Raw genomic sequence first — 26,917 nt, forward strand, 5'->3', positions numbered from 1 at the left:
ATATTTACGAAGTCAACTGTTCAACTCTGGTAAAGATTGAACAGATTGCTTCACCGTGTTCGCAATTAATGAATCAAAAGACCCAACAGACCGAGCTTAAAAAACCTTGCATCAATTGTGGTGCTGAGATGAAGTACCTACCAGGTACCAAAAACATCTCTTGTGAATATTGCGGACATCAAGAAACCATTTCAATCGATGAAAATGGTTTTGAAGAGTTGGAGCTTTATCCATATCTCAAAGAAATGGGTGCTCAACGGCATAGCGAAGAAATTGCAATGTTAAATTGCAAAAACTGTGGGGCAACACAACATATTGAAGAAAATTACAAATCGCTGCATTGTGTCTATTGTAGCATGCCATTGGTTCTCGAAGATCAGTATAAGGAGGAATGGATTCTACCCGGGGCCGTGCTCCCATTTCAGCTAGACCAGAAGAAATCATTTCAAATATTTCAGCAGTGGGTCAAAAGCCTATGGTTTGCGCCAAACAATCTAAAAAAAGCAGCTTTGGACCCCCAGTTTACCAAAGGGCTTTATTTACCTTATTGGACCTTTGATGCTCAATTGAGCGCTGCGTATTCAGGTCAACGTGGTGAATACTATTATGAAAACAAGAGGGTTCGAAATTCCAATGGCAAAATGGTCAATCAAAGGGTCCGTAAAACGAGATGGTACCCTGCATCTGGCAATGTATCCGGATTTGTTGATGATACTTTGGTCAAGGCTTCCAAGCAGCGAAAAGGCAAAGTCCCATCAAAAATCGCCCGTTGGAACTTAAAATTACTGCAGCCGTTCAACTCAAGTTTTTTGAGGGGATTTGTTACTGAAAAATATACCATTCCTTTAAAACAAGGTCATTTGGCTGCCAAAGGGGAAGCGGAACAAATTGCGCGTCGCTGGTGCCGTCAAGATATCGGCGGTGATACACAACGAGTGACCAGCATGAAGATGAACCTGTCCGAAGAAACGTTCAAGCACATCTTATTACCAGTCTACATAAGTTCTTATCGCTATAATGGTAAGGAATACAACTTCTTTGTAAATGGTGAGAATGGAACCATTTCGGGTACTAGACCCTATAGTTTTTGGAAAATCTTCTTTACAGTTCTTTTGGTTCTAGCAGTAATCGGATTACTCGTAGTTTTTAATAAGTAAGAACTGAAGCTTCACTTTTAGTATTTTTAGGGATATTCCATTTTGATAAACCATGAAAAGACTTTTACTCTTATTTCTAATCATTCCAGTTTCAATAATTGCCCAAGAACCCCAGATAGAACAAGATAAAGCTGCAATAAAAGCGCTATTGATTGCCCAAAAAGACGCTTGGAACAATTACGATATCGAAACCTTTATGGAAGGCTACTGGAAATCCGAAGATTTGGCCTTTTACGGCAGCGGAGGTGTCATCAAGGGTTGGCAGGCCACATTAGAACGCTATAAAAAAAGCTACCCTTCAGAAGCCCATTTTGGCACTTTGGATTTTGTATTTAACGCAATTACACCGATTACCGAAGTCTCGTATTATGTAATGGGAGAATTTCACCTCACCCGAACCGTAGGCAATGCCAATGGAATTTTTATGTTGGTACTGAAAAAGATTGATGGCGAATGGAAAATTATTGCAGATACCTCAGCTAGTACTGATTAAACAAGCAGCTTCCTATGGACTACAGAACATTAATGTTCATTCACCTTTACACCATTGTGCCCTGTATCTTTTTGGGAGCCTATGGTTTATTGGCCAAAAAGGGAACTCCGTTGCACAGGTCTCTCGGTAAAATTTATATGGTTTTAATGCTGTTTACAGCAGTAGTTACCCTATTTATGCCAGCCTATGTGGGCAGCCGATTATTCAATCATTTCGGATGGATTCATCTGTTTAGTCTATTGACCTTATGGTCGATACCTCGTGCCTATTTCGCCATCAAAAAAGGAAACGTTCGCGGGCATCAAATCAGCTTAATTTGCCTCTATTTAGGCGCTATAGGTATCGCTGGTGCGTTTACTTTGGCCCCTGGTCGTTATTTGCATGGCTTGTTTTTTGGTTAATTAAATACCAAACAAACAGGAGCTCCAATTGCAAATTGATTGGAAAATTCTAACGTTCCCAATTCCTGATTTCTTTTAAATACCGAAATATTATTACTTTTTTGATTCGCAACAAGAACAAAATTTCCATCTGGAGAAATTGTAAAATTCCGTGGCCAATCGCCTTGAACGGATTCCCGACCTACCAAACTTAGTTGTCCAGAAGTTTTATCCACCGTGAAAATGACTATGGTATTTTCCCCACGGTTGGAACCGTACAAGTATTTACCATCCGCTGATAAGTGAATATCAGCACAAAAACTTTCCCCTTCAAAGTTGGCATCCAAAGTACTTTCTGTTTGAACGGGGTTGTAACTTCCTTCATCATCTCTTTGAAAAACTGTTATGGTTGAATTCAACTCATTGATCAGATATAAAAATGACTGATCAGTAGTAAAGGTGAAATGTCGTGGTCCAGCACCTTCTTTTAAATCCAACGAAGCTTGATGCGCTGGAATCCATCCATAAGGCTGCTTTCCATATCTTTTGACAGCATCCAATCCCAAATCGGCTACAAAAAGGCCATCTTCGGTGAACACAGCCTTGTGGGCATGGGCAATTCCTGTTGAATCCTTTGGGTTGTGATTCAATAACTGTCGGTCTCCTAAACTACCATCATCATTCAAATCAAAAACCGCTACATTGCCTCCGGTATAATTTGATACGGCCAGCTGTGAATTCTCAGAAAGGGAAACGTGACAAGGATGTGCTCCACCTGAGCCTTTACTGTTCAATTCAGTTAAAATTCCATCTTTAATTGAAAAGGCCGTAACACCACCCCCCAGCGAATCAAAATCTGCTGTTTCTTGTACCGCATAGAGGTAGTCCTTTTCCGTTGATAACGCCAAAAATGAAGGGTTTGGCAATTTGGCTTTAAGCTCTAAAGAATCCAATTCACCAGTCTCGGGATTTAATTTTAAAGTATAGATTCCCTCACTTGACCCATCAGTGTAGGTTCCGACATAAAGTTTCATCCAAGGTTCTTTTTTTTGAGTACAACTGGTTATACAAAATAGTAGGGCTATTATCAGAAGGTTTCGTGAGTTCTTCATTGGTTTGGTTTTTTCAAAAATAAAAGATGTGACGCAAGCCGACTATTTTTATCTTTAATTTATGGATTCTTCTTCCGTAATTCTAGTGCTAAGTTGTTTGGGAATTGCCCAGGCACTTTTTCTTTGCTTCTATCTTTTCACCCTTAAGAAAGGTAATCGAGCAGCACATCTTTTTTTGGGACTTATCATATTAGGATTGACAATTAGAATCGGCAAGTCCATCTTAAACGAATACCTATTTCTTGTTGCCTGGCAACGAAATCTGGGCATCGCTGGCATTCTTCTTGTTGGTCCAAGTCTATGGTTCTATGGTAAATCCTTATTTAAAAAAAAGACCAAATTCAGCTCTCAACAACTACTACATTTTGTTCCTTACCTCTTTTTTAGTCTATTTTGCTGGCTTATTCCTAATACGAACAACACCATTTCTTTAGTCATCTATTATGGGGTCTTTGTTCATCTGTTGGTGTATTGCCTTCTTGCTATAATCCTCATGATAAATCAAAGGAACCATCCACAAAAAGGTGTTTTAATTTGGTTTCGAAATCTGGTTATTGGTGTAAGCCTTATCGGTTTGTTTTACATAGGAAACGTTTCTGGGCTCATCCCTTTTTACATTGGAGGTGCCATCTGTTATACTTTTCTAATTTATATTTTCAGTTTCCTACTGCTCAAAAAACATAGCTTTCAATTGGAAAAATACCAAGGGCAGTCACTTGATGTGAATACTACATCGAAATTAATGCAATCCATTACCGAACTCTTTGAAAAAGAATCGGTTTACCTTAACCCAAAAATTTCATTGGGTGATGTGGCTACTTCAGTCGGAACGACAACGAAAGTGCTTTCTAGGGTCATCAATGAATCTACTGGAAAGAACTTTTCAGAGTACGTCAATTCTTATCGAATTGAAAAAGCCAAAAAGCTCTTAGTCGCATCTGAAACCAAGGCTGAAAAAATCGTCAGTATAGCCTACGACTCTGGTTTCAACAACGTGACCACTTTCAATTTGGCTTTTAAAGCGAATACCCAACTGACCCCCTCTCAATACCGCGAACAAATGGGATGATTTTTAAAAATTCGTCTTTAAAATCATGATTCTTAAAGTCTTTCAAATAGAATAATTGATTCTTTGTCCATACTAAAAAAACGAGTCCAAGTGTAAAACAAGGGCAAGCAGGTTTCATCTGTTTGGTAAGCCAAATAGAAACTTTTTAATTCAAAAATTATGAGGCAAATCGCATTTAAAATCGTTGTTTTTTGCTCGTTGCTGTCCATTATTTCTTGCAGCCAGCAAACAAAAAAGGAAGAGATTCCACACTACTTGAGAAAAGACAACTTCACGGTTTTGAGGGTTATCATTAAGAATGATGATAACCAAATTTTAATGGTTGGAGGAAATGATTCTTGGGGAATGCCCTATGTAAATCTGTCTAAAAGACAATTCTTAAAAGAGGCCATTGATAGTATGGCACTGGAGCATGGAATTCGTTTAGCGGATATAGAACTTAGAGGTCAATTTGCTTTTAAATACGATTACAAACCCAACATGACATTCAGAAACTACTACGTGGCCCAATTCAAAAGCGGAAAAATTAAGGTTCCTAAAAACAACTTGGAAGATGAATTTGAGAAGATAGAATGGGTTGACATTCCAGAAGCTATTGAAAGAAATAACAATACAGGTATACAAGAAATAACCAGACAGATTTTGAATAATCCCGATGTGGTGTGGGGCGGTTCATTTATGGTAAGCCATACGGTTGATGACCATCCAACAAAAATTGTAGAGCCGTTTTATCCACTTTACAAAAAGGAAATTAACCAGTAATCAAATGGCACGTGTTATGCGGTATTCAGTTCTTTTTGGGCTTACCCTTTGTTTGGCATGCAATCAAAATAAACCTTCCATTGAAGTCAACAAAGTCATTTTCCCAGAGAAAGAAGTAATTTTTGAAGGGCTCAATAGGCCTTGGAGCATTGCCTTTTTGTCTGAAGACGAAGCCTTGGTCACGGAAAAAAATGGGGATTTAGTCCGAATAGACCTATTGAAACAAACCAAAAACCGAATCAAAGGTTTTCCAAATGATTTAACAGACAGCATAGGAACTATTCATGTAGGCGACAATTCTGGAATCTATGAAGTTTTGCTTCATCCTGATTTTGGGCAAAACCAAACTATCTATTTTTCATATGCCGCTAAAAAGCCAGGAAAAGGCAAAACCACCAAGTTCGTTTCGGCTAAATTCAAAAATGATTCTTTATCAGATATCACACCTATTTTAATTGCGGAACCATTTACCGAAATCAACTATCATTATGGCGGCGGAATGGCAATTGGAGAAGACGGAAAATTATACCTAACGGTCGGCGAACGTTTGTTTTGGGAACATGATGAACCAGAAATCCCAATTGCACAAGACGTCACCGACCCTCGAGGAAAAATACATCGTTTTAATCTGGATGGAAGTATTCCAGAGGATAATCCAAAGTTGGGTCCCAATTCCATTCCCAGCATTTACGCCATAGGAATTCGAAATACCCAGGGGATTGCCCTACAACCAAATACCAATCGTATTTGGTTTACAGAACATGGTACCATTCAAGGTGATGAGCTGAACATATTGAAAGCCGGCGGCAATTATGGTTGGCCTAACGTAACAACGGGGAAATTACGAAGTAAAGACTATAAACCTCCGAAACTTGATAGGGCTGAGTTAACGAATCCTACTTGGTTTTGGCACCATACCGTGGCCCCAACCGGGCTCTGCTTTTATACTGGGAGTGAATTCCCCTATTGGAAAAATAATCTTTTTATTCCAGGTCTGTCAAGAGGAAGCTTATGGCGATTTCAACTGGAAGGAGACACCATCAAGAGTGTCGAAGAACTATTCTTGGATTCAAGGGTCCGTTCAAGAAAAGTAGCCCAAAGTCCAGAAGGAAAATTATATCTATTGACTGATTTGGAAAACGGTCAACTCGTACGAATTATACCAAAATCAATTTCTAATAACTAAACTTCATGAAAAAACTAGCAACCATAATATTAGTATCGTTCACAATTGTGGCCTCAGCACAATCTGAACTGGAAGAAATACAAAAAACACTGATGAACTATATAAATGGCTCTTCGTACAACGACGCAGACCTGATTCAATCCGCGTTTTATTCAGAAGCAGACCTCTATCTTTCCAAAAAAGATCAAGAAATTTGGGTACTTAATCCGAAGGAGTATGCCGACTTATTCCAGAATAGAACTAAAGGAGAATTTAATGGCAGAGAAGGAAAAGTACTAACAATTGATTATGCAGAAAATATCGCATCGGCCAAAGCAGAAATCAGAATACCCTCAAGAGACCTACTCTATGTTGACATTTTTTTATTGAAAAAAATAGCTGGGGAATGGAAAATAATCAGCAAGGCTGCAGCTCAAATTAAGAGCTAATTTCCAATTAAATTTTTCTGAATTTCCCTTCTTAAATAAAGACCTGTTACAACTGTTGATAGGACATCTGCAATGGGAAAGGATATCCAAACACCAAGCTCCCCCATAAAGTTTGGCAAAATTAAAATGAGCGGTATAAAAAAGAAGCCTTGCCTTGTCAGGGTCAACAACAGTGCCGGAATTGCTTTTCCAACAGCTTGAAAGTAGGCGGCTCCAATCAATTGGATTGCGATAATGGGTACCGCAGCAAAAACCAATCGCATGGCTAAAGGAATGTGTTCTGCAACATAGGCATTGGCCAGCTTGTCCTCTATGGACAAATCAGCGCTGTCACTCAGAAATAGCCCAGCGATATCTGTTGGAAAGACCATTAAAATGGCAAAAACCAAAAAAGCGACCAATGCCGCATATTTGATAGCGGTGTAAATGGATTCCCTTACACGATCATACTTAAATGCTCCATAATTAAAGCCAGCAATGGGCATGAATCCCTGTGTAACACCAAAAACCGGGAATAAAGCAAACATCAGCATACGCCCAATAATTGCATAAACAGCCACTAAAGGTTCGCCTCCTAAATTGAATAAAATATTATTCATTAGTAGGTATATAACACTCGTAACCGCCTGTCTTGCCAAGGTAACACCACCCAGAGAACCTATTTCCCTTATGATTATACCATTGAGTTTAAAATGCCTAAGCCCAATTTTAAGTTCGGAGTTTTTAGAAAGAAAAAAGTATGTAACGTACGAAAGGCAAAGTACATAACCCGCGGTTGTGGCCCATGCAGCTCCATGCATACCCCAATCAAAAACATAAATGAAAATATAATCCAAAAGAAGATTGGCAACTGATGGCACAATCATGGCATACATGGCAAACTTTGGTTTGCCCTCAGCTCGGATTACCGAGTTGCCCATCATACATAGTGCCAAGCATGGAACACCATAAAGAATGATGGTATAATAGATTTTGGCAGGTTCAAATATGGATCCCTTTCCCCCAAAAGCAGGTATTAGGCTATCAGTATAATACAACCCCAATATGACCATTGCGGTAGTCACCAAGAGGGTCAACGCAATCTGATTGCCAAAAGTGAGCAACGCTTTTTCCTTATTACTTGAGCCTAGAGCCCTAGATATAATGCTGGAACCTCCAATACCAATTGCCATACCCAAGGCAGCAATGAAGAAGGAAACCGGCAGTACTACATTAATGGCCGCTATGGCAATAGACCCAATCCAATTTCCTACAAAAATGGAGTCAACAAAAATGTTTAAGGACATTACCAATATGCCAATGGAGGCGGGTACAGACTGCTTGATCAAAAGGCTACCTATGGGTTCGGTGCCTAGTTCACTTGAAGTGGTTTTAGACATTTACAGCCTGGTTCTGGGTGCATTTATGTAACCGTAATTTTTCATGTATTCCATCCCATAAAAGAATACGTTGGTCTATTGCTTCTTTTCCAATAGCAATTACCTCGTCCCATTTCTGCTCATCGGAACCACATAATTCGTTAATCATTTCTAACGCCAAAGGACCATGTTCATCTCCATCCAATTCTATATGCCGCTTGAGATAGAATGTTAATTTTGGAAAATGTTCGGTAGCTGAAGATTGCTGCAGCAAATTCATAAACATTTCGGGTATGATGTCTTCCCTGCCAAAAGTAAAGGCAGCCGCCACCTTATGTGGTGCATTACACTGAATTATGGAAAAAGTAAATTTTAAAAATGACTTTTCCGCCCCACTCAAATAAGGTATCCCTTCTATGTAACTAAACATTAAATCAATATCAGTTGGGCACTCCTTAAGAAAAGATTTTATCCTGCTTGTGTTGCCCCCGACTTCTTGCATGGCATCCAAGTACATTTCAAAATGACTTTTTGGATTTCCAGTAACATCCACATCCGTCTCTTCTTCCAACACAATTTCGTTAACAAATCTTGCCGTTTTTGATTGTTGAACAGGAATCCAAGGCACGCTAACACAGGTCGACGAACACTGCAAGGCCTTTAACAAAGACATAAAATCCCAAACTGCGAAGACATGGCTTTCCATAAAAATTTTAATGTCTTCCACTTTTTTCAATTCAGCATAAACCGAATGATTGTTCAATGTCGCTAAAGAATCTTTTAGATGTTCTAATACAATTTTTATCATAACCTTTTTCTACACGGGTAAAACTTCCGTTGCTTCCCAGTTCTTTATCCATTTTACCATAAGATTGGCCCAATCATCACGATCATTGAGACAAGGAATGTGTTTAAAAGATTCACCACCAGCTTCCTTAAATTCTTCTTCGCCTTCCATGGCAATTTCTTCCAGGGTCTCCAAGCAATCTGAAACAAAAGCTGGCGTGATAACTGCCAATTTGGTCTTGCCCTCTTTGGCCAGTCGCTCAAATTCAAAATCAGTGTAAGGTTTTAACCAAGGATCACCCGCTAGCCGAGACTGAAATGAGGTACTTACCTTATCATCATCCAAGGCCAGTTCTCGTTTGACCAATTCGGTAGTATCATAACATTGGTGTCGATAACAGGTATGGTGGGCAACCGAATTCACCTTACAGCAATTTCCGTCAATTTGGCAATGATATTTGGTTGGGTCTGATTTTCGAATATGTCGTTCAGGTATGCCATGATAAGAGAAAAGAATATGGTCATAATCGAATCCTTTTAATTCTTCAGCTATACTTTTAGAAAGGACTTTAATGTAATCCTGATTTTTATAAAATGCCGGCATTGTTGTTATGTGCATTTCAGGAAAGTAAATCTTCTTTTGCTCGAATGCTTTTGCAACTACTGTTTCATAACTACTCATGGCATAATGGGGATATAAAGGAACTAAAAGTACCTCATCAACCCCTTTTTCTTTGAGCTCTTGTAAGCCTTCCTTAATACTGCCACTACCGTAGCGCATACCTAAAGCCACAGGTAAATCCAATTGTTGGGCTACTTTCTTCTTAAACCGTTCCGAGATAACAATTAACGGCGAACCTTCTTCCCACCAAATTTTAGAGTAGGCCTTGGCAGATTTTTTTGGCCTCGTGTTAAGAATGATCCCCCGTACCAGCAAGTTCCGTAAAGCATAAGGAACATCAATGACACGTTCGTCCATTAAAAATTCGTCAAGATAAGGTTTGACGTCTTTTTTCGTCGGGCTATCAGGAGAGCCTAAATTCACCAACAATATACCTTTAGACATGGCTTATTTTTTGAATTGCAAAAGTACCATTTCGTTGAGCATTGACATGACATCTGTTAAACAACTTTATTATTCCGAAATAAATAACTTTGATACCATGTTTAGAAATCTATTTCTCCTCTGTTTTTTTATGGTTTGGGGTAAGCTGCTATCACAAATTACCTGCACACCAAAAGACAGTCTTTTAGTTGCCGCTAAGATTTCTGAATTACAGCAACTGAAACTGGATTCAACTGAAAATAAGGTCGTAGAAATCGGGAAATCATTTCTGGGCACACCATATGTAGAAAAAACCCTCGAAATAGGTGAAAGGGAATCATTAGTGGTAAACCTTCGTGGATTCGATTGTACCACCTTTGTTGAAAATGTGCTGGCTTTTTACCTTTTACAGAATGCGGGTAACTCAAATTTTGAAAACTTCGTTGACAATTTAAAAACCATTCGGTATAGATATGGTGCTTTAGAAGGCTATTCTTCACGTTTACATTACTTTACCGATTGGATTCGAAACAATAGCACGAAGGGGTTGGTAAAGGAAATCAGTTCCGATTTAGGAGGAATTGAGTTGGAAAAACCTATTGATTTTATGGGAACCCATCGAGAACTTTACCCCTTTTTAACAGATGATGTAAATTATCAAAATATACTTGAAGTTGAACAAGAACTCGCAAAAGAAAGGCTTTGTATAATACCGCAGGATGCCATTGCCTCCGTTGAGAACCAATTAAATGACGGTGATATCATAGCTTTAGCAACCTCAATAAAGGGGTTGGATGTAACCCATACCGGATATGCCATTCGAATGCCAAACGGCCGTATTCATTTATTACATGCTTCCATTTCAGGAGAAGTCACCATAACGCAAGAACCTTTGGTTGACTACTTGAAAAAAATCAAAAACAACATCGGGATTATTGTTGCCAGACCCCTTTGATATATTCGTGATACATAGCAATTGGAACCAATCCTGTCCAACCACAAAAATCAAGCTTTGCTGGCATTCCATAGGAAATAAGATCAGGTGCATAATTTTCCCAGAAGGTATCGGTTGCCTCAAAAACTTCCGCTACAGAAGCATATGTCTTTTCGGCTAAATCTTGGGCCAACTCATGCTTGCCTATTTTACTTAATCCTTTGATTACCATATAAGATGTCGGTGCCCAGACACCACCAAGCCAGTAATCACCCCAACCCTTATAACCTTCTTCATCTGCAGACAGGGCGGGCAAAGGTGTTCTACGGTAAAATTCTTCTGGGTTGGTCAAATGTGATAAAAAATCGTCCATTCGTTCTTCAGGAACCAACTCTCCGAGCAATGTCCAATACATACCAATATGCTTTCTAGGTACCTGCTCGCCATATCCCAAATCGTAATAGAATGCGTCCTCTTCATTCCAGCATAGACTGTTCAATGCGGCTTTTACTTCTGCATGAAAAGAATCATAAATAGCCACATCTTCAAGCATCTCAATTTCCTGGGCGATGTATTTGAGTTGTAAGGCAACCATGGCCATTTGAGCTGTGAAATCGACCAAACGGCCTTCATCGTTCCATATACCTTGAAGGGTTTCAACGTAATCAGAAATAAAAAGATTTAGCCGTTCTTCAGCAGTTGAACCACCCATTTTCCCCAACTTTTCGCCTAACTCATGATGGGTCATTCCGTTACCCTCATCGGTGGTCCATCCATGGGGTGAACGCGGAATATTATCCATACCCATACCAAGGGTGTCACCCCAAAATAGCATATCGTCACCTTGATAAGTCCGGACTAAAAACTCAAAATTCTTCTTTAGTATCGGATAAGCATATTTTAATCTTTCCTTGTCTTTTTTCACCCCATAAATTTCAAGTTCGGCCCAAGCCAATAATGGTGGATTTATCGAAACCGGATGATTCTTTGACCATAATGGTTCTCCATTTTTGCGATATTCACGACAGATATAGCCATCTACCTCCATACGTTCATAAAAGTTATCCAAGGCTTGATAAACCGGTAATTCATCTAGATGATATTTTGCAAAGCAGACGATGAAACAAGAATCCCATAGAAAAATGTTGTCTGAAAAAGCTGCATCAACAAAAGGCTTTTTAAAAAAGGGTTCGGTTTCACCTCCCCTAACCTTGCTCTTGGTAATTTGCAGCGCTTTATCGTACATGCGTTTACTGAGTTCAGGGGTTATCTGAAAACCATAAACTTCATTTTGGCTTAGTTGGGCAGTATCTTCTTTACATGCAGAAACAATAGCAGCTCCCGCTGTACCCAATCCAATGGTCTGATAAAATTTTCGTCTTAGCATAGGATATAGCTTAATTTTTTTCCAACTTTTTATTCTACAATTTTACGTTTTAAACCGATGAAAGGTATTTTTTTGGTGTTGTGCCAAATTGTTTTTTAAATGAGGTGATAAAATGGCTTGCAGTGCTATAGCCAACGCGCAGACCAACCTCATTGACATTATATTTTCCACTCTCTAAAAGCTTCCGAGCATAGTCCATTTTGTGTTCGAGAAGAAACCCATAGACCGAATCCCCATAGATCTGCTTAAAACCCTCTTTTAGCTTTCGTAACGAAAGTCCTATTTCATCTGAAAGTTCTTGAAGCGTTGGTGGTTCAACCATTCGTTCGATTATTATTTCTTTGGCCAACTTAATTTTGCGAACGTTTTCTTCATCAGCTAAAAATGGGCATTGTTCCAAATCTGCATCGTTTCCTTTATTGAAGTAAAGCGATATCAACTCGTAAACTTTTGCTTTAACATATAGTGATTCCATTGATGGATGAAGGCTGTTACCCATAAGTTGACTAATAACAACTGCCATAGCAGGGGTCAAAACCTCTTGGGCATAATATTTCTTTTCTCCAAAAGATGCGTCCAAAAAAGGAATGTGTCCAGCATCCGTTGAAAACAAAGAATGGAATTTTCGAATTGATATTATGATTGAGAACATCCAAGAATATGGTTGCATCACTAAATCAATAGGTAAGTCTTTTTGGGTGTTGTACAAGAGCAAAGAGTTCTCTTCATTAACCTCTAGCGAATAATTGCCCTGGTTATAACTCAAACTGGATTTTCCCTTTAACGAAAAGTGCATTTGGATGAAGGATTTGTCAACCTCATGTTTGCAAGTCAAGGGTCGCTCATCTTCATTTTTTAATTTCAGGATATAAAATCCTTTTTCGAGCACTAATTTCTCAAAAGCACCTTCAGCGATATTTTTTAAATTCTCCATAAATAAACCAGACTTCAATATTATCTGGAATCATTATAAATAATCATTCCGTGATAACAATAAATTCTTGCATTTCGTTAACTAGCAAGATTTTATCGAATAATGCATCTAATTTAATCAATGCGGATATTATTTGAACCGCTAGCGTTATTTTTTTGTTTTACTCCCCGTTATTTTTGTGGGGTCAAAGAATCGAATGAAAGGTTATCCTATTTCTAAACACCATTCCTTCTACGCTGTTGGACTAAGTTACAAAAAGGCAGATGCCGTGCTTCGCGGAAAATTTAGTCTAGATGTGCCGAAAATCGATGCTATTTCAGAAGCAGCTAAAAAAGAAGGTGTTGAAGGATTACTGGTTATTTCTACATGTAACCGAACAGAATTGTATGGTTTTGCCCAACATCCCTTCCAATTGATAAAGCTGGTTTGCGAGCATACCGAAGGTACGGTGGAAGAATTTCAAGAAGTCGCCTACATATTTAAAAACCAGGAAGCAATTAGCCACATTTTTCGGGTAGGAACAGGATTGGACAGTCAGATTCTAGGTGACTTTGAAATTATAAGCCAAATCAAACAGAGCTTTTATCGAGCCAAGAAGCATGATCTGACCAACCCATTTGTAGAAAGACTTTGCAATTCTGTTATTCAGGCCAGCAAGCGAATAAAAAATGAAACTGAACTTTCATCCGGTGCTACTTCAGTGGCGTTTGCTGCGGTAAAGTACATCTTAGCTAATGTGCCGGAAATATCGAATAAGAACATTCTTCTGTTCGGAACTGGAAAAATTGGTCGTAATACATGTGAAAATCTGGTTAAGCACACTGATAATTCACACATTACAATCATAAACCGGACTAAAGAAAAAGCAGAACGGGTAGCAGGTAAATTTCAAGTAAATGTCAAAGCTTTCGGCGAACTTCAATCAGAGATAAGAAAATGTGATATACTAGTGGTGGCAACGGGCTCACAACTTCCCACGATATCAAAGTCGATTCTACACACAAAAAAACCGCTATTGATTTTGGACCTCTCAGTACCAAAGAACGTAAACGATGATATAATGGAATTGGCCAATATCAACCTTATCCATTTAGATCAACTTTCGCAAATGGCCGACGAAACACTTGAGAGAAGAAGACAATTCGTACCTCAAGCACAAGAAATTATTGAACAAGTCAAAGCAGATTTTACTAAGTGGCTTGAGACCAGAAAATTTGCGCCAGTTATTAGTGCCCTAAAGGACAAATTGAAAGAGATGAAAGCGGAGGAGTTGGACTTTCATTCCAAAAAACTGAATGACTTTAACGAAGAGCAGGCCGAAATGATTTCGGATAGGATCATTCAAAAAATAACGAAACAGTTTGCCAACCATTTGCGAAATCCCGCTGTTGATACCGATGATAGCCTGCAGCTCATCCAACGCATTTTTCAGCTTGAAATTGATTCGAAATGAGCAAGGTCATACGTATAGGTACACGCGACAGTGAATTGGCGCTTTGGCAGGCAACAACAGTTCAAAATAAGCTGGAGGCCCTAGGTCATGCCACAACATTGGTGCCCGTTAAGTCCGATGGCGATTTAATGCTAGACAAACCACTTTATGAACTTGGCATTACAGGAATATTTACTAAGACTTTAGACGTAGCACTTCTGAAGGGCCAAATTGATATTGCAGTACATTCCATGAAAGACGTACCAACGGCCCTTCCTAAAGGAATTGTGCAAACAGCAGTTCTTGAGCGAGCCGAAGCAACAGATGTTTTGGTACATCTTGGTACAGATTTTCTTGAGGGTGAAGGAACCGTAGCTACCGGAAGCCTGAGAAGGAGGGCCCAATGGTTACATAAATACCCGAACCATGACGTCGTAGATTTAAGAGGTAACGTAAATACACGTCTTATCAAACTAATTGAAAATGGCTGGAATGGAGGAATTTTCGCGAAGGCTGGACTACAACGTATAAAATTGCTGCCAAAAGATGCAATAGAATTGGATTGGATGATACCCGCACCAGCCCAAGGAGCAATGGTGCTTGTCGCTTTGGAATCAAATCAAGAGGTCATATTCGCTTCTTCAGCCTTAAACGACGACAACACGGCAATCGCTACCTCGGTTGAACGAGAATTCTTGAGGAAACTTGAAGGAGGCTGCACAGCTCCAATAGGCGCCATTGCTAAAATAAGTGATGGACACCTGCATTTTGAAGGTGCGTTATTCTCGTTGGACGGCCAGAAGAAAATCGAAACTAAAAAAGAAGTGCCCGTTTCAGAATTTCAGGGTATTGGCGAACAATGTGCCAATGATGTTCTTAATAATGGTGGCGTTGAACTGATGGAAAAAATAAAAAATGAAATCAGTTCTGTCAACTAAGGTATTAACCCATTCCCAACAAGAATTGTTATTGAATGCTGGATTAGGGTTTACCCATTACAATGCCATAAAAATTGCATTTCTTGATTTTGAAATGCCTGAAGAAGACTTTGATTTTTACATTTTCACCAGTCAAAATGCAGTTAATTCCCATATCAAGGCGCAACCTGATTTTAAACAAAAAGAGGTCTTTTGCGTTGGTGAAAAGACAAAATCCCTTTTAGAGGAAAACGGCCTAAAAGTTCGAGAAATAGCTGAAAATTCTTTAAAACTGGCTCAAATTATACTAAAAAGGTATCAAAATAACAGTTTTCTTCATATTGCTGGCAATTTGAAAACAAAAGATTTACCAACGATATTGACTAAATATAACATTCGGTATATTGAAATAGAAGGTTATCAAACCTTCCTAAATTCAAAAGTATTTAACCAACAATTTGACGGCACCTTATTTTTTAGTCCGAGTGGTGTCATAAGCTTTACCAAATCGAATAAACTAACTGGAAACGCTTTTTGTATTGGAGCCACAACCGCAAACGAAGCCCGAAAATTTACTGATAAGATTATAATTGCCAAGAAGCCAACAATTGAAAATGTAATTGTTCAGGCCGTAAAGAACTTAAAACATGATTAAAAACGACTTATTTCTAAGAGCCCTTAAGGGGGAATCAGTTGACCGACCGCCAGTTTGGATGATGCGCCAGGCAGGACGCTATCTACCAGAGTTTATGGAGCTGAAGAAGAAGTATGATTTCTTCACGCGTTGTCAAACCCCCGAACTGGCTTCAGAAATTACCGTTCAACCTATTCGTCGTTATGGAATGGACGCAGCTATTCTATTCAGCGATATATTGGTAATTCCGCAGGCGATGAATATTGAGGTTCAAATGAAGCCAGATTTTGGTCCTTATTTGCCGAATCCGATAAGAAATGCCAAAGACTTGGATTCAGTTGTTGTGCCAGATATTCATGAATCTCTGGGCTATGTGCTTGATGCCATAAAAATGACCAAAGAAAAGCTGGAGGATGAAATTCCACTTATCGGCTTTGCAGGCTCTCCATGGACCATTTTATGTTATTGTGTTCAGGGGCAAGGAAGTAAAAGTTTTGATCTAGCCAAGGGGCTTTGTTTTTCAGACCCTGTTACCGCACACAACTTATTACAAAAGATAACAGATACCACAATCGCCTATTTAAAAGAAAAGGTAAAAGCCGGCTGTAATGCCATTCAAGTTTTTGATTCATGGGGCGGTATGCTGTCCCCTACAGATTATCAAGAATTCTCAATGCAATACATGCAACAAATTGTTGATGCATTGAAAAAGATGGCTCCAGTTATCCTTTTTGGTAAAGGGTGTTGGTTTGCCTTAAAGGATATGGCAAACTCAGGTGCTTCAGCCTTAGGCGTTGATTGGACCTGCTCACCTAGAAATGCCCGGTACTTATCTGGCGGTAAAATTACATTACAAGGAAATTTTGATCCTTCCCGCTTGTTATCACCACCAGCAAAAATTAAAAAAATGGTCAAGCAGATGATTGATGAGTTTGGCAAAGACAATTATGTTGTCAATCTTGGGCATGGAATACTGCCGAATATTCCTTTGGAAAATGCTGGAGCATTTATTGAGGCCGTAAAAGAATACAAATCCTGATCATGGAAATTACATTCGACAATTACAGTATAAGTCCAATTAAAACTAAAGATGCTTGGCGCGTCTGTAACTTTGTCGTGGCCAACGAAAAAAGATTGGCCGATTTTTTTCCTCAGACCCTAAAAGAAAATCTTACGCCAACTTTGGCTGAACTATTTGTTCAGAAAAAAGAAAAACAATTTAACAACAAAGAGGAATTTCTATTTAGCATAAAGGAGAATACCAACCGCTCTATTATCGGATTGGTTTATCTCAAAGAACTTCACAAAAAAGAAGGACAAGCTGAAATTGCGTATTGTATCAGTTATCAATATGAAAACAAGGGATTAATGGCCAAAATAGTTGGTGAAATCGCGAAATGGGCATTTACAAATGTGGAAATCACCGTTCTTCAAGCTATAATTCACGATACAAATTTGGCTAGTAGGAAAGTGGCTGAAAAAAATAGCTTCAAGTTTATCACCGTACTTCAAAAAGAACATCAAATGGCAGATGGATCAATAGCCGATATGCAGTTGTACGAACTTCGAAAAAGCGAATTTCAAGATTAGCCATGAATATTGTAAAAACCATAGCACGTCTAGATTTTTCGAATTTGTGGTTATTGCTAAAATTATCAATTGCCCATCTAGGCTATTTATGGCCGACTTTTGAAGCTACCAAGGAGTGTATGCAAGTTTCTTCAGAACATTTTGGCAGAAAACATTATCAAAATGGGCAGGCAAATGCCTTTCGTCATGCACTTTGGAATGTGCTCATTGCCAAATCTTGTGCCAGAAAAAAGGAAAAATTGAAGAACGCATTGGATTGGACCAAGAAAATAACTGATTGGCACGAAAAGGCCTTTTTTAGCAAATCGCTGCCAATGACAATGGACTATCATAACAACGCTGTGGGTAGGTGGCTCTTTGAAACCAATTCAAGATACAGCAAAGAGGAATTTATAACCAACTTGTTGGTCCTAACAGCAAAAGCCACACAGATTACCAAAGAAAGTAATCTTGAGCTATATAAAAACCAATTGGTATATATAACAAATGACCATTAAGGATAAGTTTTACAATTATATCGAGACCCTTCAAGATACCATTACCACAAAACTTGAGGAACTTGATGGTGTGGCCAAATTTCGCCAAGACTTATGGGAACGCCCTGAAGGCGGTGGCGGGAGAACCCGTGTTATTGAAAATGGGGCAGTATTTGAAAAAGGAGGCGTAAATATATCTGCCGTTCACGGTGCGTTACCTGAAAGCATGCAAAACTATTTCGGTGTAACAGATGCGGATTTTTTTGCCTGTGGACTCAGTCTTGTAATCCACCCTAAAAATCCTTTTGTACCTACGGTACATGCGAACTGGCGCTATTTTGAAATGTATGATAAGAATGGCAACATAGTTGATCAATGGTTTGGGGGTGGTCAAGACTTAACCCCGTATTACCTTTTTGAAGAAGACGCCCAACATTTTCACGCCACTTGTAAAAATGCCTGTGATGCGCACCATGCCGAGTTTTATAGTAGATATAAGAAACGTTGTGACGAATACTTTTGGAACGCACACCGAAATGAAGCCCGAGGTCTTGGTGGTCTTTTCTTCGACTATTGCAAAGCAACGGATGAGATGACTATGGAAGACTGGTACAACTTTGTCACCGAAGTCGGTGACAGTTTTTTACAGGCCTATGTACCTATTGTTGTCAAACGTAAGGAGCTGGAATACTCCTTGGAGCAACGCAATTGGCAAGAAATTAGAAGAGGACGTTACGTCGAGTTCAATTTGGTTCATGATAAGGGTACGCTTTTTGGTTTGCGGACCAATGGGCGCATTGAAAGTATTTTAATGAGCCTTCCTCCTCATGTGCAATGGCAATACGACCATCATCCCGAAAAAGGGAGCGAGGAAGAAAGATTACTTGAAGTCTTAAAACACCCAAAAGATTGGGCATAAAATTTAGTTTTGCACCATGAAATTAAAGCTTTACCAAATCGATGCTTTTGCGGACCAAGTCTTCACTGGCAATCCAGCAGCAGTTTGTCCATTGACTTCTTGGTTGGATGCACCCATAATGCAGAAAATTGCAGAAGAAAACAATCTTGCAGAAACCGCATTTTTCGTAAAAAAGGGTGAGGTATTTGAATTGCGTTGGTTTACTCCAGAAACTGAAGTTGACCTCTGTGGCCACGCTACATTGGCCACGGCTCATGTAATTTTTGAACATTTAGGGTATCAAGAAAACCTTGTGAAGTTTTTTTCACCTCGAAGCGGCGAACTCACAGTAAAAAAAGAGTCGGATGGCTCGCTGACCCTAGATTTTCCGGTTGATGAAACTGTGGCAATTCAAGGTGTAGCTGCAATTAACGAAGCCATTGGAAAAGAACCCCTGAAGACTATAAAAGGCAAGACAGACTACCTCCTTATTTACAATTCCCAAAAAGAAGTTGAAGCGATTACCCCAAATTTTCACTTGTTGGACCAGTTGGATTGTCGCGGCGTAATTGTGTCTGCTCCTGGTGATGAAGTGGATTTTGTGTCAAGGTTCTTTGCTCCGCAATGTGGCATTCCTGAAGACCCTGTAACCGGTTCTGCCCATACCACCATGATTCCTTATTGGTCAAAAGCGTTAGGCAAAAGAAAATTGAGTGCAAGGCAACTATCAAGTCGGGGTGGTAATTTAATCTGTGAAGATTTAGGTGAACGGGTTGAAATTTCAGGTAAAGCAATCACCTATTTGATTGGGGAAATCGAAATTTGATAGATTAGTTATTTCCAAACGGTTACCCTTTCAGGTGGCTCCACAAACTGATATAAGATATGTGAAAGTTTTGCAGCTACCAAGAGCTTTCTTCCCTCTTTAGTTCGTACATATTGCAACTCTCCGCCACCAACATACCTATTCCAATATTTGATAAATTCTTGGGCGTCTTGCTTTCGCTTTCCAAATTCAGAAGGCACTGCATAGAATTGCCTGTATCCCAGCAATCGTTTAAACCTGTTTTGAATGATCAAGTATCTCGGGTTTTCAATAGGTAAAATCAGTTCTTCCATAAAACCTATTAAAAGGGACGAATCTTGTAATGACAATCCAACAAAATTTATCGAATACCAACCGTCCTTATGCTGTTCGGAAATAACTTTTATTTCCTCCTCTCCCTGCACCACCTTCCCGGTAGACAAGGTCAATTTTATCAACATTTCAGCAATTTTTATTGCACGTTTGTATTGATCCCCGTACAAGAAAAATATTCGTATCGCCTTAAATAATTTTGGCAATACTCGAATACCCAAGAAAAAACATAGGATGAAGAATAATGCAACGTACCCTTTATTAAGTAATAGTTTAAAATTTTTGATTAGAAATTCTGGAAGGAAATATAGACTTACTAGAATAACTTCATAAACTAAATACTTCAGAACGTTCAAACCATAAAACTGCTTTTTTTGTGTATAATTTTCGCCTTTTTGAAAAGGCACATGAAGCGCATTAATTAGCACTTTACCTTTTACTATTGCGTTGTTCCATCGGTTACTAATATTCTCTGGATTATTAGCTTCAGAAAACATTTTCAGGTTGGTTTCATTGATTTTTTGAGAATCGTTTAGCACACTGTCAATCCTCATCCTATCCATTCCATTTTCGATGTACAGCTCTCCATCCAATGAAACCCCACTAAATGCCTTGAAACGTTTGGCTAACATTCGAACATCATCACCACCATTTTCTACTGTGGGGTCTAAACATGCCAAATGCCAAATTCTACCAACCTTTTCATCGAATCCGGGATCTATTCGAATTGCTCGACCCCTCATCTGATTCGATGAAACAAAAGAGCCCACGTATGAAGCCAATATGAGTGTATTAATTGAAGGTGCATCCCAACCTTCACCCAATAACGATTTTGTACCAATCAGTATTTTAATATGTCCGTTAGCAAATAAGCTGCCCAATACTGAAACCACCCGTTGATTATCCCCTTTTATTTTGACCGAAACATGACCATCACAATTTTTCAATTCATTTATGGCCAGTTCATCTTCGGGTACGATTTCAAATAAATTTTCAAGAATCCTCTCGGAAACCAAAACAATGCTCCCTGTCAGTACGGCTATTTCATCACTCAATTCAGTCTTTTGACGCAAATAGTGAAATAGAGGAACAGCTCCCATTTTATTAAGTCTAGAAATTTGACCTGAGGGAATATCAAGAAATTCTTTACAGATATAATCCAGTAAAACCACGGCCCTCAGACGTTGCCCAAGATTTTCTATGGCATTTTCAAGAATTTCCTTTACACTATTGAACTTACTTATACTAGTGGCCAAATCTTTATAAAGCACGTTTTCACCTACAAAGTTCAACCTGCCCCTAAAAATCACCCCAATCTGTTTTAACCGGTTCTCAATTGTATTGATCAACCCTTCATTTTCAACAAAACGATCTCTATGAGTCACTAAGATATTTTCGAGCAAAATTTGGCACCACTTGTAGTCCAAGGCCGGTATTCTGATTTCATCGTCTGAAATACCTAGTAATTCCAAATGATTTTTTCTTATTTCAATTCCACAGGCATTTAAAAAAATCAGAATGGACGAAAAAAAAGAAGGCATCTCATAAATATCTTCCAAATGGTCATCAGGATTCTGATAAAATTCCGATGCCAATAAGAAACCGATAAACTCAGTATCCTTTTGTAAATCAGTAAAAAACGAATTGATTTTTGTTCGGTACGAGACAATTTTTCTTAAAATGGTTTCCTCGGGCAAGGAAAAGTGTATAAAATCTTGGTGTGGGCATAGATCCCCATTTTTAATAAGGTCAGGTACTGCGATCTCATCATCAATTGGTCCGCATAACTTGAAATATTTCTGAAGCTCTAAAAACGAACTATCATAGGGTGGTGTTGCCGTTAGCGCAACAACAGTAATGCCTTCGATTTTCTTGAGTTCCCACAAGGCCTTCCACCATTCATTTTTTAAATGGTGGGCTTCATCAAGGACAATGGTCTTGATATTTGCTTGGGTAAAATGTTCAATTAAACTCTCAGCAGATTCAGATTTTGTCTTTTTATGTAAAGCATACAAAGACTGATAAGTGCAAAAATTAATGGCTTGTAACTTGTTGATATCCTTAGAATAGTTCTTGAAATCAGCATTTTTAGTAAAAAAAGTTTGAAGCCTAGATAACCACTGATTTCTTATCGTCAAAGTCGGAGAAAGAACCAGCGTATTTTCCTTTAGGCGAATGGCCACTTCCAAACCTAAAATCGTCTTTCCGGAACCCGGGGGTGCAACAACATGCAAGTGGTTGTCAACAATATGGTCCTGAAAATTATCTAAGAATTTCGCCTGATAATCCCGCCAAACATATTTAAATCGAAGATTGGTTAATGCGCTTTTCAAATAATTGGCAGGTTAGTTGAATATTTAAACAAAGATGTCATTTTATATGAAACTAAAGCTTGCCAGCACTCCTTATCTTTGTCTTAAAACAAAGTACATGTACCCACTGATCCGAAACAGAAGACTTAGAGCCTCAGAATCCATAAGAAGGTTGGTTCGTGAAACAGTACTTACACCAGACGATTTTTTGGTGCCCTTGTTTGTTGTTGAAGGAAAAGGCGTCAAAGAAGAGATTGCCTCAATGCCCAATTACTATCGCTTAAGCCTTGATAATCTAGAAAAGGAGGTGAAAGAATTGTGGAATATGGGCCTCTGTGCCGTACTACTTTTTGTCAAGGTACCGGATAACTTAAAAGACAATGCAGGTACCGAAGCCTTAAACCCTGATGGATTGATGCAACGGGCCATCAAGACCGTAAAAAATGCATGCGCAGATATGTTGGTCATGACCGATGTCGCCCTTGACCCCTACTCTTCCTTTGGGCATGATGGCATTGTCGCCGATGGAACGATTTTGAATGATGAAACCGCCCTTACTCTAGCCAAAATGAGTAGTTCCCATGCACAGGCGGGAGCCGATTTTGTGGCACCCAGTGATATGATGGACGGTCGGATTTTAACCATCCGTGAGGCTTTAGAAAAAGAAGGGTTCACCGATACCGGAATCATGAGCTATGCGGCAAAATATGCAAGTGCTTTTTATGGACCATTTCGAGATGCCTTAGATTCTGCGCCTGTGGATATAAAAGACGTACCCAAAGACAAAAAGACCTATCAAATGGACCCAGCGAATCGCTTGGCGGCCCTGAAAGAAACTGAAATGGACGTTGCTGAAGGTGCCGATATCGTTATGGTAAAACCAGGACTTTCGTACTTGGATATTGTTCGCGAAGTAAAAGATGCCGTTGAAGTGCCCGTAGCGGCGTATCAAGTTTCCGGTGAATACGCCATGCTCAAAGCGGCAGCCGAAAAGGGTTGGTTAGACCATGATGCTGTGATGCTTGAACAACTTATGGCCTTTAAAAGGGCGGGTGCAAGTATTATTGCAACCTATTTCGCCAAAGAAGCTACCAAATTGCTTAATTGGTAACCAAGAGCATTCCTGAGATAAGGATGTGACTTAAATAGTATTGCATCTGTTCTCTTGCCTGTTATGATTCGAACCAAGCTCCTTTTTCAAGGGCAAATAGGGCGAAAAAGCCGGCAAAGACGTTTTTCTCGATAAGCGCTCAGCCAGTCTAGAAGCTCTAGGAGTATTTTGCCATATCCAATTTCTCATGTTGTAGCTTTTTGATGATTAATGGAGTTCCTCACATAAGAATCCTTGCTTTTGCAACAAGGATGCAATAGCAATCACATCGGGACTTTCCGTTTCAACCCGGAGGATGTTGTCACAATCCTCCAAGTCAAAATTCCACCGTCCGTTTGTGTTGATCAATCGATTAAGGAAAGGCGCAAGGCCCTGCACCTTTCCATTGTTCGAAACCGAAGTTTTAAAAACCAGAACCGTTTTCATCTTATCGTTCATAAAATAATGGTGGTTCTATGCCCAAGGCCCGTAGGTATACATAACCCTGCCCCCGATGGTGAATTTCATTATCGATAAAGTAAAAGATGTGCCATAACACGGGAAATTCATACTGCCCAAATAAGACTACGGTTTCCGAAAACTTTTCATCGGTCAACTTTTCCCAAAGGGTATCGATAGCTTCGGTTGAAGCATCCCATTGGGTCAATAAGTCGGCCTTTTTATTCCCGTAGTCCCGATGTTCGTCAAATTCCTGCTTTTCGCCCTCGACCAGTTCTCGAAGACCAGGTTCAGCTATCGCCAAAAGTTCCTTGACCATATCGGCAAAAGGCCGCATGCCCCCAATTCGGAACTCAAAAAATTCTTTTTCAGGAAAGGCTTCAATTACCCTTCTTGTCAATCTGCGGTGCCCTTGCCACCCCTCTAAAAGTTCGGCTCTACTTAGTATTCCCTTTGCTTGTTCAATCGTTTTTTCCATGATTTGTTGCTTTATATTTTGTTTCTGTTGGTAAAATTAAATGGGGGTAGTGACAGCCCTATGTCAGTAGTAAATTTCAAACCCAAAAAAATTTTCAGTTGACATAGGGTTGTCAGTCTTCCTAAAGAACTTTGAAGTCTAATAGAACCAATAGATGAATTTTAAGAGACGTTTTGACCTTAGCTTGAAATCCTATCTTTGGAATATAAGCCGATTGCTTATGGGAATGGATACCGTAAAACGATTTGACCGCATTGTAGCCATATTAATTCAGCTACAGTCGAAGCGCATTGTGAAAGCGCAAGAATTGTCAGACCGATTTGAAGTCAGTCTACGAACCATCTATCGCGATATTCGAACCTTGGAAGCAGCTGGAGTGCCCATTGCCAGCGAGGCGGGTATCGGCTATTCCATTATGGAAGGCTACCGATTACCTCCGGTAATGTTTACCAAAGAAGAAGCGGGCAGTTTTGTGGCGGCTGAAAAATTGATGCAAAGCTTTACCGATAAATCATTGGGTGGGCATTATGAATCGGCCATGATAAAACTAAAATCCGTATTACGGGGTTCAGAAAAAGATTGGGTAGAAACCTTAGAGAATCAAGTCCGAATTTTTCCTTCACAGGAAATCTTTAATGATAAAGTGCCAAATGCCTTGGAGGTCTTGTTTGAGAGTATGGCCGAAAAGACCCAAGTGGTCTTATTGTATGAAGCTATAGAAGCAGACAAACCTTCAAACCGGACAATTGAACCGGTGGGCATTTTCAATGAAAACAACTTTTGGTATGTGATGGGTTATTGCCACCTCCGAAAAGCGTACCGACAGTTTCGAGCGGATAGAATCCAGAAAATCTCAAGAACCTCAGCGCCTTTTGAACAAAAGCACCCATCTATTGAAGAACTGCGAAAAAAGGAACCGAGAGAAAAAACCAAGGTCAAGATTTTGGTGGATAAAAAGATTTCCAAATTTTTAAAGGGCAGTAGAAAAGGCTATGGTTTTATAGAAGAAAAAATTTTCGAAGATGAGGTTGAAATGACCTTTCTTATCGAAGATATTCAAAACCATTTCGCACGTTGGTACATTATGTTCGGCGATTATGCCAGAATCATCGAACCCCAAGAACTAAAAAATAGAGTACTACAACTATTGGAAGAACAAAAACAACAACTAACAACCTAGATGAATCGATTCGTACTTCAAATCTGTATTGCACTTTTAGTTGGGCAGTTTTCGAATGCCCAAATGGCTGAGAAGTCGCTTCATCAAAAGGTTGATTCGATTATAACGAACGGTATAACTAATGAAGCCTTCCCAGGCACGCAGGTATTGGTGGCTTTTAGAGACAGTGTGGTTTTTCATGAAACCTATGGCTTTCACACCTATGACAGTTTGGTTAAAGTTGCCAAGGATGATATCTATGATTTGGCCTCAGTGACTAAAATATCCGCGCCGCTTCCAGCTTTGATGAAATTAGTGGAAGAAGGAAAACTGGACTTGGATGCTCCTTTTTCAAATTATTGGAAGCCTTGGAAAAAGAAAAAGGATAAAAAAGCCCTCACCCTTCGTGAAATTTTGGCCCATCAGGCTGGACTCACGCCTTACATTGTTTTTTTAAACAAGGTCACCAAAAAGAATGGCGAACTCAAAAGGCGATTTGTGCGCTCAACATCCAATCTGAGGTTCCAAAAACGTGCTTATGAAAATTTGTTTGTCAAGAGCAACTTCAATCGTAAAATGTACCGCATCATCAATAGGTCAAAGGTCTCACAAGAAAAAACCTATCGGTATTCTGGTTTGACCTTTCTGATTTTCCCAAAACTGATTGAACAATTGACGGGTCAAGCTTATGAACAATATCTTGAGAATACCTTTTATCAACCGATTGGGGCGAACACCCTTGGTTTTTTACCCAGCGAAAAGGGTTTTCCGAACAAGATTGTACCCACTGAAAATGACACCCTTTTTAGAAATACGCTGACCAAAGGGTGGGTGCACGATGAAAATGCCGCCCTGCTTGGTGGAATATCAGGCAATGCCGGACTCTTCGGCACAGCTAATGACCTGTTCAAATTACTCTCGCTATATCAAAACTTTGGTACCCACCAAGGCAAGCAACTTCTATCAAAGGAGGTCGTTTCAGAATTTAGCACCATTCAATACCCCGAAAACGAAAACCGTCGTGGACTTGGTTTTGATAAGCCACTTATCGGTAATGATACCTTGGCCATCAATCAAGCTTATCCAGCGCCAGCTGCAAGTGCCAGTAGCTTTGGTCATGCCGGTTTTACGGGAACTTTTGTCTGGGCGGACCCCCAACATCAACTCACCTTTATTTTTCTGTCGAATCGGGTCTATCCAACCCGTGAAAATCGAAATCTGTACGAGTTGAACATCCGTCCAAAACTGCAGCAATTGTTCTATGAGGCCTATGTTCATAAAAATAGCACAACGAACTAGGTAA

General features: G+C 39.5%; 28 protein-coding genes. 19 read left to right on the forward strand and 9 right to left on the reverse strand.

Annotation, left to right across the window (positions count from 1 at the left end):
- Positions 1–68 precede the first annotated feature (68 nt).
- Genes HCU67_RS03850 through HCU67_RS03860 form a run of 3 tightly spaced genes read left to right on the forward strand, consistent with a single transcriptional unit; the run spans position 69 to position 2,051 of the window.
- Positions 69–1,157, forward strand: a complete 1,089-nt coding sequence (locus HCU67_RS03850) for a TFIIB-type zinc ribbon-containing protein (RefSeq protein WP_168551260.1) — start codon at positions 69–71, stop codon at positions 1,155–1,157.
- Between the two features lie 52 nt (positions 1,158–1,209).
- The gene (locus HCU67_RS03855; protein ID WP_168551261.1) at positions 1,210–1,650 is read left to right on the forward strand and encodes a YybH family protein; all 441 of its coding nucleotides are present in this window, start codon (positions 1,210–1,212) and stop codon (positions 1,648–1,650) included.
- A 14-nt stretch (positions 1,651–1,664) separates the two neighbouring features.
- Positions 1,665–2,051 (forward strand): DUF2306 domain-containing protein, encoded by a 387-nt coding sequence (locus HCU67_RS03860; protein ID WP_168551262.1) that lies wholly within the window; start codon positions 1,665–1,667, stop codon positions 2,049–2,051.
- Here HCU67_RS03860 and HCU67_RS03865 read toward each other — a convergent pair.
- Positions 2,048–3,142: a lactonase family protein gene (locus HCU67_RS03865; RefSeq protein ID WP_168551263.1), complete on the reverse strand. Its 1,095-nt coding sequence runs from the start codon at positions 3,140–3,142 to the stop codon at positions 2,048–2,050. The two genes, HCU67_RS03860 and HCU67_RS03865, sit on opposite strands and share 4 nt — an antisense overlap.
- A gap of 61 nt (positions 3,143–3,203) precedes the next feature.
- Between HCU67_RS03865 and HCU67_RS03870 the strand changes: the two genes are divergently transcribed.
- The 4 genes from HCU67_RS03870 to HCU67_RS03885 all read left to right on the forward strand — a co-directional run bounded on the left by HCU67_RS03870 (position 3,204) and on the right by HCU67_RS03885 (position 6,587).
- Positions 3,204–4,211, forward strand: a complete 1,008-nt coding sequence (locus HCU67_RS03870) for a helix-turn-helix domain-containing protein (protein ID WP_168551264.1) — start codon at positions 3,204–3,206, stop codon at positions 4,209–4,211.
- Positions 4,212–4,370: 159 nt separating this feature from the next.
- Positions 4,371–4,973 (forward strand): NUDIX hydrolase, encoded by a 603-nt coding sequence (locus tag HCU67_RS03875; RefSeq protein WP_168551265.1) that lies wholly within the window; start codon positions 4,371–4,373, stop codon positions 4,971–4,973.
- Positions 4,974–4,977: 4 nt separating this feature from the next.
- Complete coding sequence (locus HCU67_RS03880; RefSeq protein ID WP_168551266.1) at positions 4,978–6,159, forward strand: PQQ-dependent sugar dehydrogenase; 1,182 nt, start codon at positions 4,978–4,980, stop codon at positions 6,157–6,159.
- Positions 6,160–6,164: 5 nt separating this feature from the next.
- Positions 6,165–6,587, forward strand: coding sequence for a nuclear transport factor 2 family protein (locus tag HCU67_RS03885; protein WP_168551267.1), 423 nt, complete (start codon positions 6,165–6,167; stop codon positions 6,585–6,587).
- Here HCU67_RS03885 and HCU67_RS03890 read toward each other — a convergent pair.
- From HCU67_RS03890 to hemH, 3 genes are read right to left on the reverse strand one after another with little or no spacing between them, the layout of a single operon-like run.
- Positions 6,584–7,966: an MATE family efflux transporter gene (locus HCU67_RS03890; protein WP_168551268.1), complete on the reverse strand. Its 1,383-nt coding sequence runs from the start codon at positions 7,964–7,966 to the stop codon at positions 6,584–6,586. The two genes, HCU67_RS03885 and HCU67_RS03890, sit on opposite strands and share 4 nt — an antisense overlap.
- Positions 7,959–8,753: a DUF3050 domain-containing protein gene (locus HCU67_RS03895; RefSeq protein WP_168551269.1), complete on the reverse strand. Its 795-nt coding sequence runs from the start codon at positions 8,751–8,753 to the stop codon at positions 7,959–7,961. Before HCU67_RS03895 ends, HCU67_RS03890 begins: the two co-directional genes overlap by 8 nt.
- 9 nt (positions 8,754–8,762) lie before the next feature.
- Complete coding sequence (hemH, locus tag HCU67_RS03900) at positions 8,763–9,797, reverse strand: ferrochelatase (protein ID WP_168551270.1); 1,035 nt, start codon at positions 9,795–9,797, stop codon at positions 8,763–8,765.
- Positions 9,798–9,894: 97 nt separating this feature from the next.
- On the opposite strand from hemH, the gene HCU67_RS03905 reads away from it, so the two are divergent.
- A complete protein-coding gene (locus HCU67_RS03905) occupies positions 9,895–10,731 on the forward strand; it encodes an N-acetylmuramoyl-L-alanine amidase-like domain-containing protein (RefSeq protein WP_168551271.1) in 837 nt (278 codons plus the stop codon).
- Here the strand turns inward: HCU67_RS03905 and HCU67_RS03910 are convergent.
- The gene (locus HCU67_RS03910) at positions 10,709–12,097 is read right to left on the reverse strand and encodes an MGH1-like glycoside hydrolase domain-containing protein (protein WP_168551272.1); all 1,389 of its coding nucleotides are present in this window, start codon (positions 12,095–12,097) and stop codon (positions 10,709–10,711) included. The genes HCU67_RS03905 and HCU67_RS03910 overlap by 23 nt on opposite strands.
- A gap of 49 nt (positions 12,098–12,146) precedes the next feature.
- Positions 12,147–13,031, reverse strand: a complete 885-nt coding sequence (locus tag HCU67_RS03915; protein ID WP_168551273.1) for an AraC family transcriptional regulator — start codon at positions 13,029–13,031, stop codon at positions 12,147–12,149.
- A 196-nt stretch (positions 13,032–13,227) separates the two neighbouring features.
- On the opposite strand from HCU67_RS03915, the gene hemA reads away from it, so the two are divergent.
- Genes hemA through HCU67_RS03955 form a run of 8 tightly spaced genes read left to right on the forward strand, consistent with a single transcriptional unit; the run spans position 13,228 to position 19,804 of the window.
- Positions 13,228–14,484, forward strand: coding sequence for a glutamyl-tRNA reductase (gene hemA, locus HCU67_RS03920; protein ID WP_168551274.1), 1,257 nt, complete (start codon positions 13,228–13,230; stop codon positions 14,482–14,484).
- Positions 14,481–15,401 carry a hydroxymethylbilane synthase gene (gene hemC, locus HCU67_RS03925; protein ID WP_168551275.1) on the forward strand — a complete coding sequence of 307 codons (921 nt, stop codon included), beginning with the start codon at positions 14,481–14,483 and terminating at the stop codon, positions 15,399–15,401. The genes hemA and hemC overlap by 4 nt, the downstream gene beginning before the upstream one ends.
- Positions 15,379–16,035 carry a uroporphyrinogen-III synthase gene (locus HCU67_RS03930; RefSeq protein ID WP_168551276.1) on the forward strand — a complete coding sequence of 219 codons (657 nt, stop codon included), beginning with the start codon at positions 15,379–15,381 and terminating at the stop codon, positions 16,033–16,035. The genes hemC and HCU67_RS03930 overlap by 23 nt, the downstream gene beginning before the upstream one ends.
- Complete coding sequence (gene hemE, locus HCU67_RS03935; protein ID WP_168551277.1) at positions 16,028–17,053, forward strand: uroporphyrinogen decarboxylase; 1,026 nt, start codon at positions 16,028–16,030, stop codon at positions 17,051–17,053. The genes HCU67_RS03930 and hemE overlap by 8 nt, the downstream gene beginning before the upstream one ends.
- Before the next feature lie 2 nt (positions 17,054–17,055).
- On the forward strand, positions 17,056–17,604 hold the full coding sequence (locus HCU67_RS03940; protein ID WP_168551278.1) for a GNAT family N-acetyltransferase: 549 nt from the start codon (positions 17,056–17,058) through the stop codon (positions 17,602–17,604).
- A 2-nt stretch (positions 17,605–17,606) separates the two neighbouring features.
- On the forward strand, positions 17,607–18,101 hold the full coding sequence (locus tag HCU67_RS03945; RefSeq protein ID WP_168551279.1) for a DUF6973 domain-containing protein: 495 nt from the start codon (positions 17,607–17,609) through the stop codon (positions 18,099–18,101).
- Positions 18,097–18,999: an oxygen-dependent coproporphyrinogen oxidase gene (gene hemF / locus HCU67_RS03950; RefSeq protein WP_168552047.1), complete on the forward strand. Its 903-nt coding sequence runs from the start codon at positions 18,097–18,099 to the stop codon at positions 18,997–18,999. Before HCU67_RS03945 ends, hemF begins: the two co-directional genes overlap by 5 nt.
- Before the next feature lie 16 nt (positions 19,000–19,015).
- The gene (locus tag HCU67_RS03955; protein WP_168551280.1) at positions 19,016–19,804 is read left to right on the forward strand and encodes a PhzF family phenazine biosynthesis protein; all 789 of its coding nucleotides are present in this window, start codon (positions 19,016–19,018) and stop codon (positions 19,802–19,804) included.
- An 8-nt stretch (positions 19,805–19,812) separates the two neighbouring features.
- On the opposite strand, the gene HCU67_RS03960 is transcribed toward HCU67_RS03955, so the two are convergent.
- Positions 19,813–22,449 (reverse strand): DEAD/DEAH box helicase family protein, encoded by a 2,637-nt coding sequence (locus tag HCU67_RS03960; RefSeq protein WP_168551281.1) that lies wholly within the window; start codon positions 22,447–22,449, stop codon positions 19,813–19,815.
- Between the two features lie 97 nt (positions 22,450–22,546).
- Here HCU67_RS03960 and hemB point away from each other — a divergent pair, with 97 nt between their 5' ends.
- Positions 22,547–23,539, forward strand: a complete 993-nt coding sequence (gene hemB, locus HCU67_RS03965) for a porphobilinogen synthase (protein ID WP_168551282.1) — start codon at positions 22,547–22,549, stop codon at positions 23,537–23,539.
- Positions 23,540–23,746: 207 nt separating this feature from the next.
- Here hemB and HCU67_RS03970 read toward each other — a convergent pair whose 3' ends face one another.
- A complete protein-coding gene (locus tag HCU67_RS03970; RefSeq protein WP_246865697.1) occupies positions 23,747–23,977 on the reverse strand; it encodes a hypothetical protein in 231 nt (76 codons plus the stop codon).
- Positions 23,967–24,455 carry a DinB family protein gene (locus HCU67_RS03975; RefSeq protein WP_168551283.1) on the reverse strand — a complete coding sequence of 163 codons (489 nt, stop codon included), beginning with the start codon at positions 24,453–24,455 and terminating at the stop codon, positions 23,967–23,969. Before HCU67_RS03975 ends, HCU67_RS03970 begins: the two co-directional genes overlap by 11 nt.
- A 220-nt stretch (positions 24,456–24,675) precedes the next feature.
- Here HCU67_RS03975 and HCU67_RS03980 point away from each other — a divergent pair, with 220 nt between their 5' ends.
- Together HCU67_RS03980 and HCU67_RS03985 are read left to right on the forward strand one after the other, a co-directional pair.
- Positions 24,676–25,635 (forward strand): helix-turn-helix transcriptional regulator, encoded by a 960-nt coding sequence (locus HCU67_RS03980; RefSeq protein WP_168552049.1) that lies wholly within the window; start codon positions 24,676–24,678, stop codon positions 25,633–25,635.
- Positions 25,636–26,913, forward strand: a complete 1,278-nt coding sequence (locus tag HCU67_RS03985; protein ID WP_168551284.1) for a serine hydrolase domain-containing protein — start codon at positions 25,636–25,638, stop codon at positions 26,911–26,913. It abuts the gene before it with no gap.
- The last annotated feature ends 4 nt before the right edge of the window (positions 26,914–26,917 follow it).

It is taken from the genome of Croceivirga thetidis (assembly GCF_012272815.1).
Lineage (GTDB): Bacteria > Bacteroidota > Bacteroidia > Flavobacteriales > Flavobacteriaceae > Croceivirga > Croceivirga thetidis.